The sequence below is a fragment of the Desulfofundulus sp. TPOSR genome (genome assembly GCF_011393055.1).
GTDB lineage: Bacteria > Bacillota > Desulfotomaculia > Desulfotomaculales > Desulfovirgulaceae > Desulfofundulus > Desulfofundulus kuznetsovii.
Window position 1 is genome coordinate 776,949 of sequence record NZ_JAAOEF010000003.1, and the last position, 15,786, is coordinate 792,734.

The 15,786-nt window shown below is 56.3% G+C and carries 11 protein-coding genes and 2 pseudogenes; 12 read left to right on the top strand and 1 reads right to left on the bottom strand.

Translation table 11 applies throughout. The features are described 5' to 3' along the window. Positions 1-15 precede the first annotated feature (15 nt). From G7K71_RS14880 to G7K71_RS14900, 5 genes are all read left to right on the top strand, one after another. Entirely contained in the window at positions 16-753 is a 738-nt protein-coding gene (locus G7K71_RS14880; RefSeq protein ID WP_166347933.1) for an ABC transporter ATP-binding protein, read from the top strand. A 56-nt stretch (positions 754-809) separates the two neighbouring features. Beyond that, entirely contained in the window at positions 810-1,103 is a 294-nt protein-coding gene (locus G7K71_RS14885; RefSeq protein ID WP_243174924.1) for a Uma2 family endonuclease, read from the top strand. 95 nt (positions 1,104-1,198) lie between these two features. After that, positions 1,199-2,518, top strand: coding sequence for a polysaccharide pyruvyl transferase family protein (locus G7K71_RS14890; protein ID WP_166347936.1), 1,320 nt, complete (start codon positions 1,199-1,201; stop codon positions 2,516-2,518). Positions 2,519-2,554: 36 nt separating this feature from the next. Continuing rightward, positions 2,555-6,325, top strand: a complete 3,771-nt coding sequence (locus tag G7K71_RS14895; protein WP_166347939.1) for a glycosyltransferase — start codon at positions 2,555-2,557, stop codon at positions 6,323-6,325. An 11-nt stretch (positions 6,326-6,336) separates the two neighbouring features. Then, positions 6,337-7,542 (top strand): glycosyltransferase family 4 protein, encoded by a 1,206-nt coding sequence (locus tag G7K71_RS14900; RefSeq protein ID WP_166347941.1) that lies wholly within the window; start codon positions 6,337-6,339, stop codon positions 7,540-7,542. Positions 7,543-7,924: 382 nt separating this feature from the next. Here G7K71_RS14900 and G7K71_RS14905 read toward each other — a convergent pair. Then, positions 7,925-9,110, bottom strand: a pseudogene (locus tag G7K71_RS14905) (IS3 family transposase). 106 nt (positions 9,111-9,216) lie between these two features. Between G7K71_RS14905 and G7K71_RS14910 the strand changes: the two are divergent. The 7 genes and pseudogenes from G7K71_RS14910 (at position 9,217) to G7K71_RS14940 (ending at position 15,767) form a co-directional block, all read left to right on the top strand. Then, positions 9,217-10,335 (top strand): glycosyltransferase family 4 protein, encoded by a 1,119-nt coding sequence (locus G7K71_RS14910; protein ID WP_166347944.1) that lies wholly within the window; start codon positions 9,217-9,219, stop codon positions 10,333-10,335. Positions 10,336-10,658: 323 nt separating this feature from the next. Further along, a complete protein-coding gene (locus tag G7K71_RS14915) occupies positions 10,659-10,832 on the top strand; it encodes a hypothetical protein (protein ID WP_166347947.1) in 174 nt (57 codons plus the stop codon). Positions 10,833-11,095: 263 nt separating this feature from the next. Further along, complete coding sequence (locus tag G7K71_RS14920) at positions 11,096-12,484, top strand: phosphomannomutase/phosphoglucomutase (protein WP_166348502.1); 1,389 nt, start codon at positions 11,096-11,098, stop codon at positions 12,482-12,484. Positions 12,485-12,644: 160 nt separating this feature from the next. Next, positions 12,645-12,722 (top strand): annotated as a pseudogene (locus G7K71_RS20290) (sugar phosphate nucleotidyltransferase); the annotation flags it as partial. A gap of 17 nt (positions 12,723-12,739) precedes the next feature. Then, positions 12,740-12,877, top strand: coding sequence for a hypothetical protein (locus G7K71_RS14930; protein WP_313884993.1), 138 nt, complete (start codon positions 12,740-12,742; stop codon positions 12,875-12,877). Positions 12,878-13,111: 234 nt separating this feature from the next. Beyond that, entirely contained in the window at positions 13,112-14,260 is a 1,149-nt protein-coding gene (locus G7K71_RS14935; protein WP_166347950.1) for a glycosyltransferase family 4 protein, read from the top strand. Positions 14,261-14,339: 79 nt separating this feature from the next. Continuing rightward, positions 14,340-15,767 (top strand): sugar transferase, encoded by a 1,428-nt coding sequence (locus G7K71_RS14940; protein WP_166347952.1) that lies wholly within the window; start codon positions 14,340-14,342, stop codon positions 15,765-15,767. The last annotated feature ends 19 nt before the right edge of the window (positions 15,768-15,786 follow it).

The window sequence follows — 15,786 nt, forward strand, 5'->3', positions numbered from 1 at the left end:
AGCGGAGGACAACCCGTGGCTGCAGTGGAAGTAGTTAATTTATGGAAAAAGTTCCGCATCTACCACGAGCGGGCAATATCCCTCAAAGAGCGGGTCATCTTCTGGGGCCGGCAGCGCGCCGAAGACTTCTGGGCGCTTAAAAGCATAAACCTCACCGTGCCGCGGGGAACAACCGTGGGCCTCATCGGCCGCAACGGTTCCGGCAAAAGTACCCTTTTAAAAGTAATCAGCCGCATCTTATACCCCACGGAGGGTGAGGTGCGCGTAAAGGGGAGAGTTTCCACCCTGCTGGAGCTGGGTGCCGGCTTTCACCCCGACTTCACGGGACGGGAAAATATTTTCTTAAACGCCTCCATCCTCGGCTTGACCCGCAGGGAGATCAAGGAGCGCCTGGACGACATCATCACCTTTGCCGAGCTGGGCGACTTCATCGACAACCCCGTACGCAACTACTCCTCGGGCATGTACATGAGGCTGGGCTTTGCCGTGGCCGTGCACGTGGACCCGGAAATCCTGCTCATCGACGAAGTGCTGGCCGTGGGGGACCTGGCCTTCCAGGAAAAGTGCCTGGCCCGCATCCGGGAACTGCAGGGGCAGGGGAAGACCATCATCTTCGTCACCCACGCACCAAAGCAGGTGGCGGAACTGTGCAACCTGGCGGTGTGGCTGGACCGGGGGGAGATAAGGATGCAGGGTCCAGCCGCGGAGGTGGCCCGGGCGTATGCGGAGTTTATGGGCGGGGCGGCGGGGTAAAGCGGGTTTGCCCGCCTTCCGGAAAAATGTTACAATAAGGCCGCGCCCGGGAAATAATGAACATCATCGAGCCGCAGCGGATAAATGGCGCTCCCGACCTGGTGGTGGAAATTCTCTCCCCCGCCACCGCCTACTACGACCTGCGGAAAAAATTCAAAGTCTACGAGCGGTGCGGCGTCAAGGAATACTGGATCGTGGACCCGGAAGAAAAATCGGTACAGGTTTTCGTGCCCAGAGAGGGCAGGTTTGTCCTCGACCAGGAGGCAGAGCGAACAGGCGAAATCTCCTCACGTGTCCTTCCAGGGTTCACCGTTCGTCTGGAAAGCATCTTCGAAGGTTGGCCGGGTTAACCTTGACTGTTTCCAGGTAAAAAAATACCTTCTTCGCCATTCGGAAACTGCCAAGCCACAAAAGGCCTGTACTGGTACAGCGTGAATAGGCAGTGATGTTGGAAGTGGAAGAACCAGGTGTAGATCTGGAAATGGAAATGGAAATGGAAATGGAAATGGATATGGATATGGATATGGAAATGGATATGGATATGGATATGGATATGGATATGGAAAGCACGCCTCAGGGAGTACAGATTTTAATCGTTGGCTGGTATGGTTATGGCAACGCTGGCGACGAGGCTATTCTAGCCAGTATGGTTGAGGACCTACAAGCGGAAATACCGGGGGCCAGAATCTCGGTGCTGTCGGGGGTGCCAGATCACACACGCGCCGTGCACCGATTACCGACCGCACTGCATCTGCCTTATCACTGGTCAGATGTGAAGGCGTCGTTCAGGTCAGGCAGGATCATCACCACGTTACAAGCCATCGCTCGGGCGGATCTGGTGATCCTGGGCGGTGGAGGGTTCCTCTCTGACTGGCAGCCGGAGGCTATTCCTACCTGGCTGCTACGAGCGCTGGCAGCTAAAGTGCTTTGCGGAAAGGTCATGCTCTATGCGGTGGGGGCTGGTCCCATTACTACTCCGAAAGGTAAGTTATATATCCGGATGCTAATCAATTTGATGGACGTTGCAACCGTCCGGGATCAAGCTTCCCTTGAATGGCTGCGTGTAAGCGGGGTCCGACGGCCTATTGAGGTCGCCGCCGATCCGGCTATCGGGTGGCGGGGCGGGGAAAAGGTGCCGCCGCCCATGCCGCGACCTGGTCGGCCTGGTCAGCCTGTAGTGGCCGTAAGCGTGGCGCCATTGTTTCATAACCCGCGCCTCTGGCCCGGTAAGGGTCACCGCTTTGACCAGTACAGGAATGACTTGGCCGCGCTTACTAGGCGTCTGGTGTCACAGCTAGGGGCACACGTGGCATTCACATGTATGCAGCCGTCCTATGACGCTCCTTTTGCCCGGGAGGTTTTGGAGCGGGCGGATGTAGGCCAATCGGCCAGTCTCATGGCGCTAGAAGGTCTCACGCCAGCCCAAACCCAGGCGTTTCTAGCGCACACGGACCTCGTGATCGGCCTCCGATTGCACGCATTGATCCTGGCCGCTTCAATGGGCGTACCGGTGGTGGCAATTCCCTATCATCATAAGGTACAGCAATTTATGGAGATGGTCGGTCTACCGGAACTGGCATCACCCGGGATTGGGGATGGTCACAACTGGGTAGACACAAACCTCCAGTTGGACCGCCTTTGGGATTGCGTGTCCCAGGCCTGGGAACGGCGGGAACAAATTCGGGATCACTTGCTAACAACAACGCAATGGCTCCGGCATCGGGCGCGGGTAAGCGCACGTATTGTGGCGGATCTGTTAAGATGAAAGGAAGAGGGGTGGTGCGTAGGTGTGCGGATTTGCATGGTGGTCAAAACTTTAAATCAGTACGGTGGGGTAGAACGGCACGTTCAGCAGGTAACAGCCGAGCTAACCAAGCGCGGTTACGAGGTGTCGGTGCTCATTGGGAACGGAAGCGTAGCGTTTCTGGTGGAAGCTGAGATCCGGTGTATGCACGCCGTCCACCCATGGGAAGGGTGGCGGTGGGTGGTACGCCACCAAATGTGGTTGGACCAATTCGACGTAATTGTGATCCACGATTTCTATCCGGCCGTATTCTGGTTATTTCCGTATCTCGTCCGCCGGCTGCGCCAGCCTGTGGTTCTGGTTCGGCATGGGCATGAGGGCCAGTGGCCAGTTCCTGCGCCAACGCGGAACCTCCACTGGTTAGCGTACGACTTGGCAACGGCGTCGATAGCTGTCGGTGAGTGGATATCAGAAGTATATGGGCCGCCGGCGGACATGGTAACTTATGGCGGCGTCGTGCAGCAGCGGAATACCGACGGACCGGGCGCCTACCGCATTTTGTTTGCGGGCCGGCTGGAGCCGGACACGGACGTGCACATGCTGCTTGAGGCTCTGTCGATTCTGCGCGCCCGGTACGGGGTGGAACTACCGGCCGACCTGTACGGGAACGGGTCCCTAAGGCCCCGGCTGGAGACTTACGCCCGGCGGCGGGGCCTACCGGTCCGGTTTTTTGCCTCCGTTCCAGATCCAGCAGTGCTGATGTCTGGCTATCGTTTTGTGTACGCCACCGGGTATTTGTCCATCTGGGAAGCCCTGGCAGCTGGACGTATCGTTTTCGCAGCCTACTCGAGCGAGCTCAAGCGAAGATACTTAAGCTGCATGCCACCTTTCCTGTTGGGAGTGGCTAGGTTGTATAGCACTTCCGACGATCTGGCGGAAGGTCTGAAAGAGGCACTGGAAAACCCAGAATATTTCTGGCATATAGCGAGACAGGGTTACAAGTTGACCAGGCAGCACACTTGGGGTGCTATAGCGGACGCCTATGAAACCTTATTTCGGTACGGGGAGCGTCGGACACCCAGTAAACCGGGACTCTGGGGCGTATGGGATATGGTAGCCCACCTTTCCGCAAAAGGGTTACCGGTTGCTCAAGCCCTACTGATGGCGGATGAACTGGCGGATGCGGAGACGGGCCACGCCCATGTAGCACGGGCAGCTCTTTTCCAGATCGCCGATTTCCCAGACCGGGCACTCTGTGAGTTAGAGAAAGCTCGCCGTCAATTGGGTGACATCGCCCCAATACTGTACCATAGGGGTGAGCTGCTGTACCGCGTCGGCGATTACCAGGCAGCACTGGAGGTGTTACAAGTTGCCCGTCGGCTCGAGCCCGACAACTCCCAGATCGCGTACATGCACGCGGTGGTGTCGGAAGCGTTAGGCATCCCGGAGGCCCGGGCTGAGTATGAAGCGTGTATCAGGTTGGACCCAAGTCACGTTTATGCCCACATGCGCTTGGGCATGTTGCAGGTACGCTCCGGCGAAGAGGGCGGTATCCGCCACCTGGAAGAGGCAGTTCGCTTAGCGCCGGAGGTTCGTGAAGCAACCGTTCAGCTGGCGCAGGCCCTAGCCCGGTTTGGCCGATGCAGAGAATGCCTGGCGGTTCTGGAACGGGCCAACGCTCGAAGCTGGGCGGATCCTCGTGTGAACGAGCTATACTGCAAATACGGTTCCGATGGGAGGTCGGAAAGTACAAGGGGGCAGTCTGGAACCGCAATGCGCAAGGTATCCGTAGTCCTCACAATCAAGAACGAAGAGTCGTCGATTGCTGAAGTATTGGAGGCTTTGTTGAGCCAGTCCCGCCCTCCCGATGAGATTGTGGTGGTGGATGGGGGATCCACTGATCGGACTGTAGAGATCGTACGACAGTTTGCCAGGGATCACGACACCATTCGGTTGATCGAGGCACCAGGTACTAATATCGCGCAGGGGCGGAACATCGGTATCCGCGCTGCTACCCACAATCTCATCGCCGTCACCGATGCGGGTTGTCGAGCAGACCGAGACTGGTTGCGTAATATAGTAGCTCCCTTTGAAGTAGATTCCGAAGTTCAGGTGGTCTGTGGTTTCTATAAACCAGATTGTCGATCCCTTTTTGAACGGATTTTAGGCGAGTTGACCTTCCCCAAGTTGGAGTGCGTGGATCCAAACACCTTTATGCCGTCTAGCCGATCTATCGCATTTACGCGGGATGCCTGGGAAATGGTAGGGGGTTACCCAGAGTACTTGCAAACGGCTGAGGATACCCTGTTCGACCTCTCTCTACGCAAGGCCGGCTTGAAACATGCCTTCGCCAGCGATGCCATCGTATATTGGCGCCCCCGGCCGAACCTGCGAGCCTTTTACCGGCAATCGTTCGCGTACGCCCGCGGGGATGGTGAAGCCCGCCTCTTTTTCATCTGGAACCAGCAAAGCTATCTGCGGCTCTTTCTGTTGCTTTTGGTGCTGACGCTTCTGGTCGTTTCTCCTTTGGTAGGGGCCCTACTTGCCCTAGTAGGTGCGCTGGGCTTCCTTATGCGGGCATGGGGCGTTTACCAGGCCATCCACGATTGGCGAGTCTTTCTATGGTTACCGTTGATTTGGTTGGCACTTGATGTAGGTCGTGTCTACGGGTATACCTTGGGGTGGTTGCGGGTCGGGCGTAAAAAGCCGCCACTTGATTTTGATTCTCCTTTCCTCACCCGCATTAATCTCATCCGGTGGGTGATCGGCGTCGGTAGGGGTACGGTAACCGAAGTGCTACGCTTGCTGGCTAAACCAACGGCCTACATCCTGCGCACTCAGATCTTGTTATTTGTTACCTTCAGTGCGGCTGTCCCGGCGCTGTACTTTCGTTCCCAGATATTGGGAGGGGTCGCTGCCGCAGCCTGTGTGGTCGACTATTTCCTGCGGAGGGTTCAAGCGGTTTACCGAGCCCGTTACGGTCGCCGATGCGAACTTGGCTTCCTTCGTAACCCGAACTATAAGCCAGTTTTTTCCTCTGGCGAACCTTTTGTAGAGGATGTATTGGCCACCTGGGCACCGGAGTCGCGGTGGCTTTATGACCTGAGGTATGAGGAACTGGCTGATACACTCATATCGAAAGCAGCCCCTGGCGCCAGGGTGCTGGATGTGGGCTGCGGTGACGGATACCTCTTGACTAAGGTGGTACGGAAACGCCCCGATCTACGGGTGTTGGGAATCGACCATAATCCGTATCGGGTAAAGCTGGCGAGGCGGCGCGGGCTGGAGGCTATATTGGTCGATGCGGAATTCATGCCTTTCGGCTCGGCAGAGTTTGACATCGTGGTGAGTACCTATACCTTGGGCCAGACAATCCGCCCGCACATCGCCCTATATGAGGCCACACGGGTGTTGGTGCCGGGAGGCAAGCTCGTCCTAGCCGTTCCTTCCCGTCATAGTCTCCCTTGGAGTTGGAACCCGCTTTCCATGCTCGAAGTCTTGCTTGGTACGATAGTGCCCGGTGTGCTGAGTCCCCACCACCACCTGGTAAACTGGCAAAAAGATCATAGCTTGGATCGTCGATACACCGTTGCGGAGGTGGTAAGGTTCTTGCGGGAGTATCAGTACGAGGTAATACGGATCGAAACATTGGTGCTTCCGTTCACTCGATGGTTAACCTGCTTTCTGGTTAAAGTGGGGCAAAACCCAGAAAAAGCCGCACGAAAGGCCGTGCGGGTAGAGCGGATCTTACGAAAACTACCGATTTTTAATCGACTCGGCGAGACTATTCTTGCAATTGCGCGCAAGAGCTGCTATTCGCCGGTTTAGGAGTGAAGTAAATGCAGAAGTTGAAGTTAATGATCATTACTGCCATTGACGTTGCCAACCGCCGTCTTGCTCCCAACCAGCGGGTGCATCATGTCATCCGCTTTTTGGCTACCCGCTGCTCCCAGGTAACTGTCCTGTACAACAGCATGGCTCCGTTCGAAAAAAAATGGTCAATGTGGAAGCGGCTCGTCCACATCCGTGACCTAGAAAAGGCAGTAAATTGGCAGGATGGGAACATAAAATACATTGAGGTGCATACTAATTTCTTCCGGTTTTGGCACTCCGCCATCCATTCCACTACTGGTCCAGCTCTTACGTTCTTACATGGCTTGTTGCGGGACAGCAGTGTGTTTGACGTGGCGGTTGCCAGCACGCCGTGGGCAGGCATCGTCGCGCTGTGGCTCAAGCGTCTAGGCAGGATACGTGCTGTGGTCTACGAGGACTATGATTTCTTCCCGGGTTTCTACATAAACCAGCCGGACGTGTTCCGTGCGATCATGCGAATCGAAAATCGCTGCATTGCGGAATCGGACGCCGTGATTTCAGTGGGTGAGGAGCTTGCTGCCTTGCGGCGGTCTTTTACACAACGGCCGGTTTACGTGGTGGAGAACGGTTACGAGAGTCAACTGTTTCGCCCAGCCGCCAGCCCTCGGTTTGACCCACCGGTTCTAATTTACACGGGCTCGCTGGAGCATTGGGCGGGCGTGGACTTGGTCATTCGGGCAATGCCATTCATCCTGAAGCAACGTTCTGATGCGGAGCTACACATCATTGGCTCTGGGCCGGCGGAAGCTGAGTGGAAAGCGCTCGTTGAGGAGCTGGGGCTTGGCGGTCGCGTGATCTTCCTGGGCCGCAAGCCGTATCATGAACTATCTCGCTACACGGCCAACGCTACTATCGGCATTTGTACCTTCCGGCCTTCCCCCTTGACCCGATATGCCTTCCCCCTTAAAATCGCCGAGTACATGGCCGTCGGGTTGCCAGTACTAGGCACCGATGTGGGCGATATTACTCGTGTCATCCGGCAGAGCCAGGCGGGGTGTCTGACCGACGGCAGTCCGGAGGACATCGCCGGTGCGGTGATGGAGATGCTCGATTCCGCCCAGCATACCAGGCTCCGGCAACATGCATTGCTATATGCCGAGCGGCTGAGTTGGGAACGATTGATGTGGCGCCAATGGGAGATCATTTGTGCGATCTTTAAGATGGTACCTTAGAAATGATCATCCGTGCACGCTCCCCATTGCGCATCGATTTCGGCGGCGGCACCGACGTGCCGCCATACTGCGACGAGCAGAAGCAGGGTGGTGCTGAGCACCACCATCAACCGCCAAGCGTACGCACTTCACGCGGGGCTTGCAGAACCGCCTGTTTCGGTGCTGTGTACGGATTATAAGGGGCGTGAGGAGGTATATACATTCCGGCAGCCTGGCGCTTTATAATGTTGTTATTTAAAGCCATTCCGGAGAGTTTGTTCAAACGGCTGAACTCTTTAGAAACAGCCAAGGTGGACCCCATTGTTCAAGACAGTTTTATTTAAAATTTAAGAGCCAAATACGTGTTTTATAGACCTTGTAATAGGTAGAATGGTTAGAGTTATTAAACCATTGGCACTACCAAATCTGTTATAATATCGCTGGTTGTAACCACCTCCTTTTGCATCTTTTGGCAGGATTGTATGTAAACTTCTGCAGGTGTTTGGTAGCCAAGTGATTGGTGAGGGCGACGATAGTTATAAAAGTCCAGGTAGTGGGCGATTCTTTGCCTGGCCTCACGGGGACTAGCGTAGTCGTGCAGGTAAACTTCTTCGTATTTCAGACTGCGCCAGAGGCGCTCGTCAAAGATGTATCTGTAGCTCTACCCTTACCGTCCATGCTGATTTGGACTCCCGCATTTTTTAAAAGCTCTATGTACTGCGGGCTGGTGAACTGGCTTCCCTGATCGCTGTTCATGATTTTCGGCCGGGACCGGGCCAGGGCCAGTTTAACCGCTTCCAGGACAAAGGAAATCTCCAGCGAGAGGTCCATCTCCCAACTGACCACATAACGGGAGTACCAATCCATGATTGCTACCAGGTACACCCAGCCCTTTTGCAGGCGAATGTAGGTAATATCTATGCCCCACACCTGGTCTGGATGGGTGATTTCGAGGTTTCTAAGCAAGTAGGGGTAAACCTTATGTTGCTGATTGCGCTTGCTCAGGTTTGGCCCGGGATGGATACCGGCGATCCCCATTTCACGCATATGTCGCTGTACTGCTTTACGGTTGACTTCAAAGCCCTCGCGGCGAAGCTGTGCTGTAATCCGTCTGGAACCGTAGTACGGATGTTCTGTGTAGATCTCATCAATGCGGTGTTTGATAGCGATTTCCTCTGGTGAAGGTCCCACAGGCTTGTAGTAAAGGCTTGTGCGATTAAGGCTCAAAAGTCTGGCCTGTGTTGCAATGGGAATTTCCGGGTTATCCCACTCGACCAGGGCCATGCGTTGCTCACGGGTCATGCTGGATGCCAGATTTTTTTTTCAACCAGGACAGTTGTGTGGTCAGACGACCAATCTCGGCATACAAGTCCTGGATTTGCTTTTCGTAATCTTTTTTCATGGCTTCTATATTTTCTTTTATCAAAAAGTTGGGGCAGGTTTTCGAGTACTTCTTTTTTCCAATTCTTTAACTGAGTGGCATGGACCCCGTATTCCGATGATAGCTGAGAGAGGGTTTTTTCTTCTTTGAGAATTTCCAGTACGATCTTGCTTTTGAATTCCGGCGAATATTGTTTGCGAACAGACATTTGGTTCTAAAAAACCCCCTTTTCACTGTCTAAAATCCTGGGTCCATTATAAGGATACAAGGAGTTCTCTCGCTCGAAGACTCAACGCAAATGGGTGACACCAGAAATGAGTTGGGAAGTTGTGGTTACACGTTCTAACCCGGTTCTGCCCGACCCCAGAGTGAGCAGGCTAGTGCGCTGCCTGAAAGGAGCAGGTTACCATTGCAGTGTTTTGGCTTGGGCACGCGAAAGATTGGACAAAACAGGTCTAACGCCCGGTTATCCCTGCTGCAGAATGTACTTTCCGGGCAGATTCGGCGGAGGGTTTCTCAACCTGTTCGGCCTGCTGGTGTTTAACCTCTGGTTGCTCTGGAATCACCTGAAAACCCGCCCGCCGGTGATTCACGCGTACGACCTGGATACGGTGCTGCCCGCGTTGCTTGCCCGCTGCCTTGTCAAGAGCCGGGTGGTATACGACATCGCCGACTGGTATGCCGACTCCCGCAAGGTTGGGTGCCTGAAACCGCTAGCTAACTGGCTTGAACGGCTAGCCTGCCGAGCGGCTGATTTGGTGGTGCTGGCTCACGAAAGTCGGATAGAGCAGACTGGCTTTTCGCCCAGGCGGTGGGTCGTTTTTTATAACACCCCGGAGGAAATAGACTGCCTTGCTAACCACGGCGAACACACGGAGCCGGGTGATTACTTCGTCTATGTCGGGGTGCTCCAGCCTGACCGTGGCATCGAGCAAATAATCCGTGCTGCACTTGCGGTTGGCGCAAGGTTGACGATCGCCGGCTTCGGCCCATTGTCCAAAATGTGTGCTTCGGAAAGCGGAAAGGAAGACCTCGTTACTTTCCGCGGCCGGGTCTCCTACGAGGAAGCCCTGGCGCTGCAGCGAGGCGCCATCGCCATACTGGCCTTATACGATCCCGCCGTGCCGAATAATCGTTTTGCCGCGCCCAATAAACTCTACGAAGCTATGATGTTAGGCCGGCCTATCATAACGTCTGGCGGGACCTTAGTGGGAGAGATCGTGGAGCGTGAAGGTATAGGTCTCGTGGTACCGTACGACGACGTACAACGCCTTGGAGATGCCATGAGATTCCTCGCGTCGCATCCCGAAGAGTGCGAACGGATGGGTCGGAAAGGCCGGCAGCTGTACGAACAACGATACTCTTTTGCTCGGCAATGCCAGGCGATCCAAGAGGCCTACAGGAGTCTTGTAGAAAGTGCTGTATCGAGATAGACAGTTGGTTCTCGACCTCATCACCTCCAGGAAACCGTCGGCGCGCAGACCTGCGTCCTCTAGTCCTGTAAGGGGTTTTACACCGATGTTTGGATATTTTTCCCGTACAGCCATTCGAAGCTTGGACCCCCCATTTTTCGTGTCTAGATTTCTGGACCCATTACGCACCGGAACTGGAGACACAAAAGATCACACGTTGGGTAAGGTGGTATTGCCGTTGTTGCGACGACGTGGCAGATGAAGGGCGGGGCAGGGGCTGTTCGCTTTCTGTGGGCTTACACATAAAAGCAATGGTTACATTACCGGAATTGGAGGCCGCACCTGTGAGAACCATGCGGGAAAAAGACAACGCTAACATACACACCGTGGTCCTTGCCGGAAGGGGCAGCGAGCGGTTCCGGCCCCCGGGTTCGAGAAACAGGCTCAAACAATTCCTGCGGCTGTTCGGGGAGAGGACGATGCTGCAGGAAACCGGCAATTATACCGGCACGCAATGATGATTATTATGCCTGAAAGGTAATGGTGGCCATGACTGGAAGAAGGAGCAAAACAAACAGTGATAAATTGCCACGACTAACCGAATCCCACATCCGCGACATGGCGGACCCCGCAGAGTTTTGAGCACGGCAGGAATTACTGTAATGATGGGGCTATCATAGACCCCGTCCGCCAGGGGATGGAACTGCGCGAGGAATGCAGCGGTTCCCGGTACCTCGTAATGGTTTTGTGATGTAAGGAGGCGATTTTCGACTTGCTGAAGATATCTCCTTTCTTAAACCCCTCAATCTTCCGGGAATACGACATCCGGGGCGTGGCCGGAAAAGACTTAACCTTTGAAACTGCCCGTATCCTGGGAAAAGCCTTCGGCACCTTTCTTTTAGAACAGGGCTTAAGTGAAGTGTTGGTGGGCCGGGACAACCGGGCCAGTTCCGAAGAATTGCGAAAGGGAATTTGCGATGGGCTTTTATCAACGGGATGTGATGTTATTGATCTGGGCCTGGTGGTCACCCCCATCGTATATTTCGCCCGTTACCACCTGGGCGTAAAAGGCGCCGTGATGGTCACCGGCAGCCACAACCCGCCGGAGGAAAACGGATTTAAGCTCGCTGCGGGCGGCGCGGAAACGATCTACGGGAATGAAATCCAGAAGCTCAAGGAGATTAGCTCACTCGGTTCCTTTGCCGCCGGCCGGGGGAAAATTAAAACTGCTGACGTTGTTCCCGCCTACCTGGATGCGCTGGCTGATAAAATTAAACTTGGTCCCCGCCAATTAAAAGTGGTCGTGGACTGCGGCAGCGGTACGGCGGGTTACTTCGCGCCGCAGCTCTTGCGCCGCTGGGGTTGTAACGTCATAGAGCTTTATTGTACTCCCGACCCGGCCTTTCCCCACCACCACCCCGACCCGGTAAAAACGGCCAACCTCCTCGATTTGCAAAAGAAAGTTCTTGAGGAGGGGGCGGATCTGGGCGTGGCCTACGACGGGGATGCCGACCGCCTGGGGGTTGTGGACGACCGGGGAAACGTGGTCTGGGGGGACAAGCTGATGATCCTCTTTTGGCGCGAAATTCTTCCCCGCTTCCCCGGTGCCCCGGTGCTGGTGGAAGTCAAGTGCTCCCAGAGCCTGGTGGAGGAAGCCGCCCGCCTTGGGGGGAAGCCCGTTTTTTCCCGCACCGGGCATTCCCTGATCAAGGCCAGAATGCGGGAACTTAACGCCCCCTTTACAGGGGAAATGTCCGGCCACATGTTTTTCGCCGACGAATATTATGGCTACGACGATGCGCTGTATGCCACCGGGAGGCTCTTGCGTATTTTATCAAATACGGAAAAACCTCTTTCTCTTCTTTTGACCGGCGTGCCGCAATATTATTCTACGGCAGAGACGCGCGTACCCTGTCCGGACGAGGTTAAATTTGCCGTTGTAGAGCAGCTTGTCAAGGAGTTTCAGCGCCAGTTCGAAGTTATTGACGTGGACGGTGCCCGGGTAGTGTTTGAGGACGGGTGGGGACTTGTGCGCGCTTCCAACACCCAGCCCGTGCTGGTGGCCCGCTGCGAGGCGAAAACACCCGCAGGCTTGCAGAGGATCTGCGATCTAATGAAAAAAGCAATTACCGCCCACCCCCAGGTGGAAGATTTCGAGTGGGAGTTTTAGCCGGGAAACAAAGAAGAATAGATTTCCGGCAGGAAGTTAATCCGGTTACTTCAGCAGCCAGGAACGCACTGGTTACCGTTAGGAAAACAGTTCGGTCAGCCTGGAAAATCTGGTTGGCTGTTTCTGATGGGGGGATGTATTATTGTTTTATGCCGTAATTATGGCCGGTGGGACAGGGGAGCGATTCTGGCCCCTCTCCCGGCGGGATAGACCCAAGCAGTTCCTCTCCCTATCATCTACGCCCCCGGCAGGCTGGTGGCCACCCTGGGGGTGGAAAACCTGGTAGTGGTGGACGACGGGGAGTGCCTGCTGGTGTGCCGCAAGGACCGCGCCCAGGAGCTGAAGCGTCTCACCGCCACCCTCAAGGAAGCGGGTCTCGAAGATGCTTTATAGGGAAGGCCTTGTTTTTCCTTTAGTTTCCCCGCCGGCAACCGGTAGGTATTATTAAAGGGCCGGCCTTCTTTTTTGGGAAAGCATCTTCGAAGGTTGGCCAGGTTAACCTTCCCAGTTACAAGGCAATTGTAAAAAGATAGAGGTATGGGAGAAGACCGGGGACGGGTAGCCGGAATAATTTGCGGAAGGTAAGGAACACCCACCCGGTGATTGGCGTTGTCGGGGTATGGTAGCATGGAAAAAGTTAAGCTCCTCCAGCTAATTACCCTTTCCGAACTGGGCGGCGCCCAGAAGGTGCTCTACCACCTGGTGTCCGGATTGAACCGGGAGCGCTTTGAGGTTACGGTGGCCTGTGCGCCGGGCGGGGAGCTGGTGCACTGGCTTTCCGGGCACGAGGACGTGAGGATCGTGGAAGTGCCGTATCTCTGCCGGGAGGTGTCGCCTCTAAGGGACCTGTCCGCCTTTTGCTTTTTGTACCGCCTTATGCGCCGGGAGCGCTTTCACATCGTGCACTGCCACAGCTCCAAGGCAGGTATCCTGGGGCGCCTGGCGGCCTGCCTGGCCGGGGTACCGGGCATCGTCTTCACCGTTCACGGCTGGGGAATAAACGATTACCAGTCCCGGGCGGCCCAGCTTTTATTTGTGGCGGCTGAAAGACTGGCCGGGCGGGTAAGCAGCCGGGTGGTGTGCGTTTCGCAGGCTGATCTGCAAAAGGGCCTTGAGCTGGGACTGGCTCCGCCTTCCCGGCTGGCGGTTATTCACAACGGCCTGCCGGAACCCCCATTCAAGCCGGGTGCCCTGCGCCGGGAGCTGGGCCTGGACAGGGACGTCCTGCTGGTGGGTATGGTGTGCCGGCTGCGCGCGCCAAAGGATCCCCTGTTCTTCCTGCAAACGGCCCGGGCGCTGCTTTCCACGGGGAAATGGTCTAACCGCCTTTATTTTGTGCTCATTGGCGACGGCCCTTTAATGGCCGGTTGTCGGGATTTTGTGGCGCGCCACGGCCTGGCCGGAAAAGTTTTCCTTCCGGGCGGCCGCGAGGATGCCCCGTCCCTTCTGGGCGATCTCGATGTTTTCGTCCTCTTCTCCCTCTGGGAAGGCCTGCCCCTCACCATTATCGAGGCCATGTACGCGGCAAAGCCGGTGGTGGCCGCGGCGGTGGGCGGGGTGGGGGAACTGGTCGTCCCCGGGGAGACGGGGTTCCTGGTCCCGCCCCGGGACCTGCCGGGAGCGGTAAAGGCCCTGGAGGTGCTCCTGGGAGATGCACGGCTCCGCCGGGAGATGGGGGAAAAGGCCGGGCGGCTGGCCCGGGAAAGGTTTTCGGTGGAACGGATGGTAAAAAGCTATACGGCACTGTACGAGGAAATGCTCCCGGCATCCTGTTGAAGGAAAATTGCTCCAGCCGTCGAAGTAAGTCAATTAAGTAAAAAGCAGAACCCCAATACATTTACTGGATGTTTCACCCATGAAGAAATTTCTGCGTCTTTTAAAACCGCTTTTACCCTGGCTTCTGGCGCTCGGGGACGCCCTGGGGGTCCTGGGCGGCTATTACCTGGCCTTTATCCTGCGCTTTGCCGGCACGCTGCCGCCCGAAAACTGGCAGGCTTTTCTGCAGGCGCTTCCGGGCATCGGGGCAGTTACGTGGGGGATCTTCGGTACCCTGGGGCTGTACCAGAAGAGTTACAACGGCTTCATGCCCGTGCTGCGTGCGACTTTGACCGGCGTGGCTGGCGTGGCCGTGGCCGCCATGGCTCTCACCTTCTGGCTGCGGGGTTTTGCCTTCCCCCGCAGTGTTTTGCTGCTGGCGCCGCCCATCCAGGCGGGGCTGATCTGCCTGTGGCGCTGCTTCTTCTGGCATCTCGAACACCGGATCTATGGCCGGCGGGAGCTGCTGGTGGTAGGGCCGCCGGAGGAGGCCGCAGAAATCCTGGGCAAGGTGCTGGAGTTGCCCCGGGGGTGGTTCAGGGTACGCCGGGTGCTGGCGCCGGGGGAACTGAGAGAATTAAAGAAATGGCTGCCCGCGGTGGATGCCGTGCTGGTGGTGCCCTCCCTCTCCCGGGAGGACAAGGCCGGGGTGGTCGGTGCCTGCCTCAAGGCCCGCCGGGAGGTCTTCCTGGTGCCGGATTTGTACGACATTTTGCTGATCCGGGCCAGCCTGACCCAGCTGGACGACCTGCCGGTGGTGGAGGTGCAGGATATCCGCCTCACCTGGCCGCAGCGGGTAACCAAGCGCGCGATGGATGTAGTAGTGGCGGGTTTGGGTTTGATTCTGGCGGCTCCAGTAATGGCACTTTGTGCCCTGGCCATAGCCGTCACTTCTCCCGGCCCCGTTTTTTACACCCAGGAGCGAACGGGTTTCCGGGGCAAGACCTTCCGGGTCTACAAGTTTCGCACCATGATCCAGGATGCGGAAAAACAGACCGGGCCGGTACTGGCAGGAGAGAAGGACCCCCGTATCACTCCGGTGGGCCGTATCCTGAGGGCCACCAGATTGGATGAGTTGCCACAGCTTTTCAATGTGCTCAAGGGGGATATGAGCCTGGTAGGTCCCCGGCCCGAACGTCCTTTTTTCGTTAAACAGTTTGCGAGCGAAATACCTGATTATCACTACCGCCACCTGGTAAAACCCGGGCTTACCGGCCTGGCCCAGGTCCACGGCAAGTATACCACTTCCGCGGCGGACAAGCTCCGCTATGATCTCTACTACATCCGGAACTATTCCCTGCTTTTGGATCTAAAGATCCTGCTGCAGACCATCCCTGTCATCCTGGGGGGTGAAGCAGCCCGGGGACAAAGCGAAGCGGACCCGGAAAAGCGCACAGCGATCCATGCCCTGGTGAACGGTCAGCAGGAAGCAGCACCGGGGAACCGGGGGCGGCAATCTGCCTGGTAACCGCAGATATACTGTTGCA

Excerpts from the sequence above, each read along its gene's own strand:
- G7K71_RS14885 (WP_243174924.1), top strand. The coding sequence starts at position 810 with ATGAACATCATCGAGCCGCAGCGGATAAATGGCGCTCCCGACCTGGTG.
- G7K71_RS14890 (WP_166347936.1), top strand. The coding sequence starts at position 1,199 with ATGTTGGAAGTGGAAGAACCAGGTGTAGATCTGGAAATGGAAATGGAA.
- G7K71_RS14895 (WP_166347939.1), top strand. The coding sequence starts at position 2,555 with ATGGTGGTCAAAACTTTAAATCAGTACGGTGGGGTAGAACGGCACGTT.
- G7K71_RS14900 (WP_166347941.1), top strand. The coding sequence starts at position 6,337 with ATGCAGAAGTTGAAGTTAATGATCATTACTGCCATTGACGTTGCCAAC.
- G7K71_RS14910 (WP_166347944.1), top strand. The coding sequence starts at position 9,217 with ATGAGTTGGGAAGTTGTGGTTACACGTTCTAACCCGGTTCTGCCCGAC.
- G7K71_RS14935 (WP_166347950.1), top strand. The coding sequence starts at position 13,112 with ATGGAAAAAGTTAAGCTCCTCCAGCTAATTACCCTTTCCGAACTGGGC.
- G7K71_RS14940 (WP_166347952.1), top strand. The coding sequence starts at position 14,340 with ATGAAGAAATTTCTGCGTCTTTTAAAACCGCTTTTACCCTGGCTTCTG.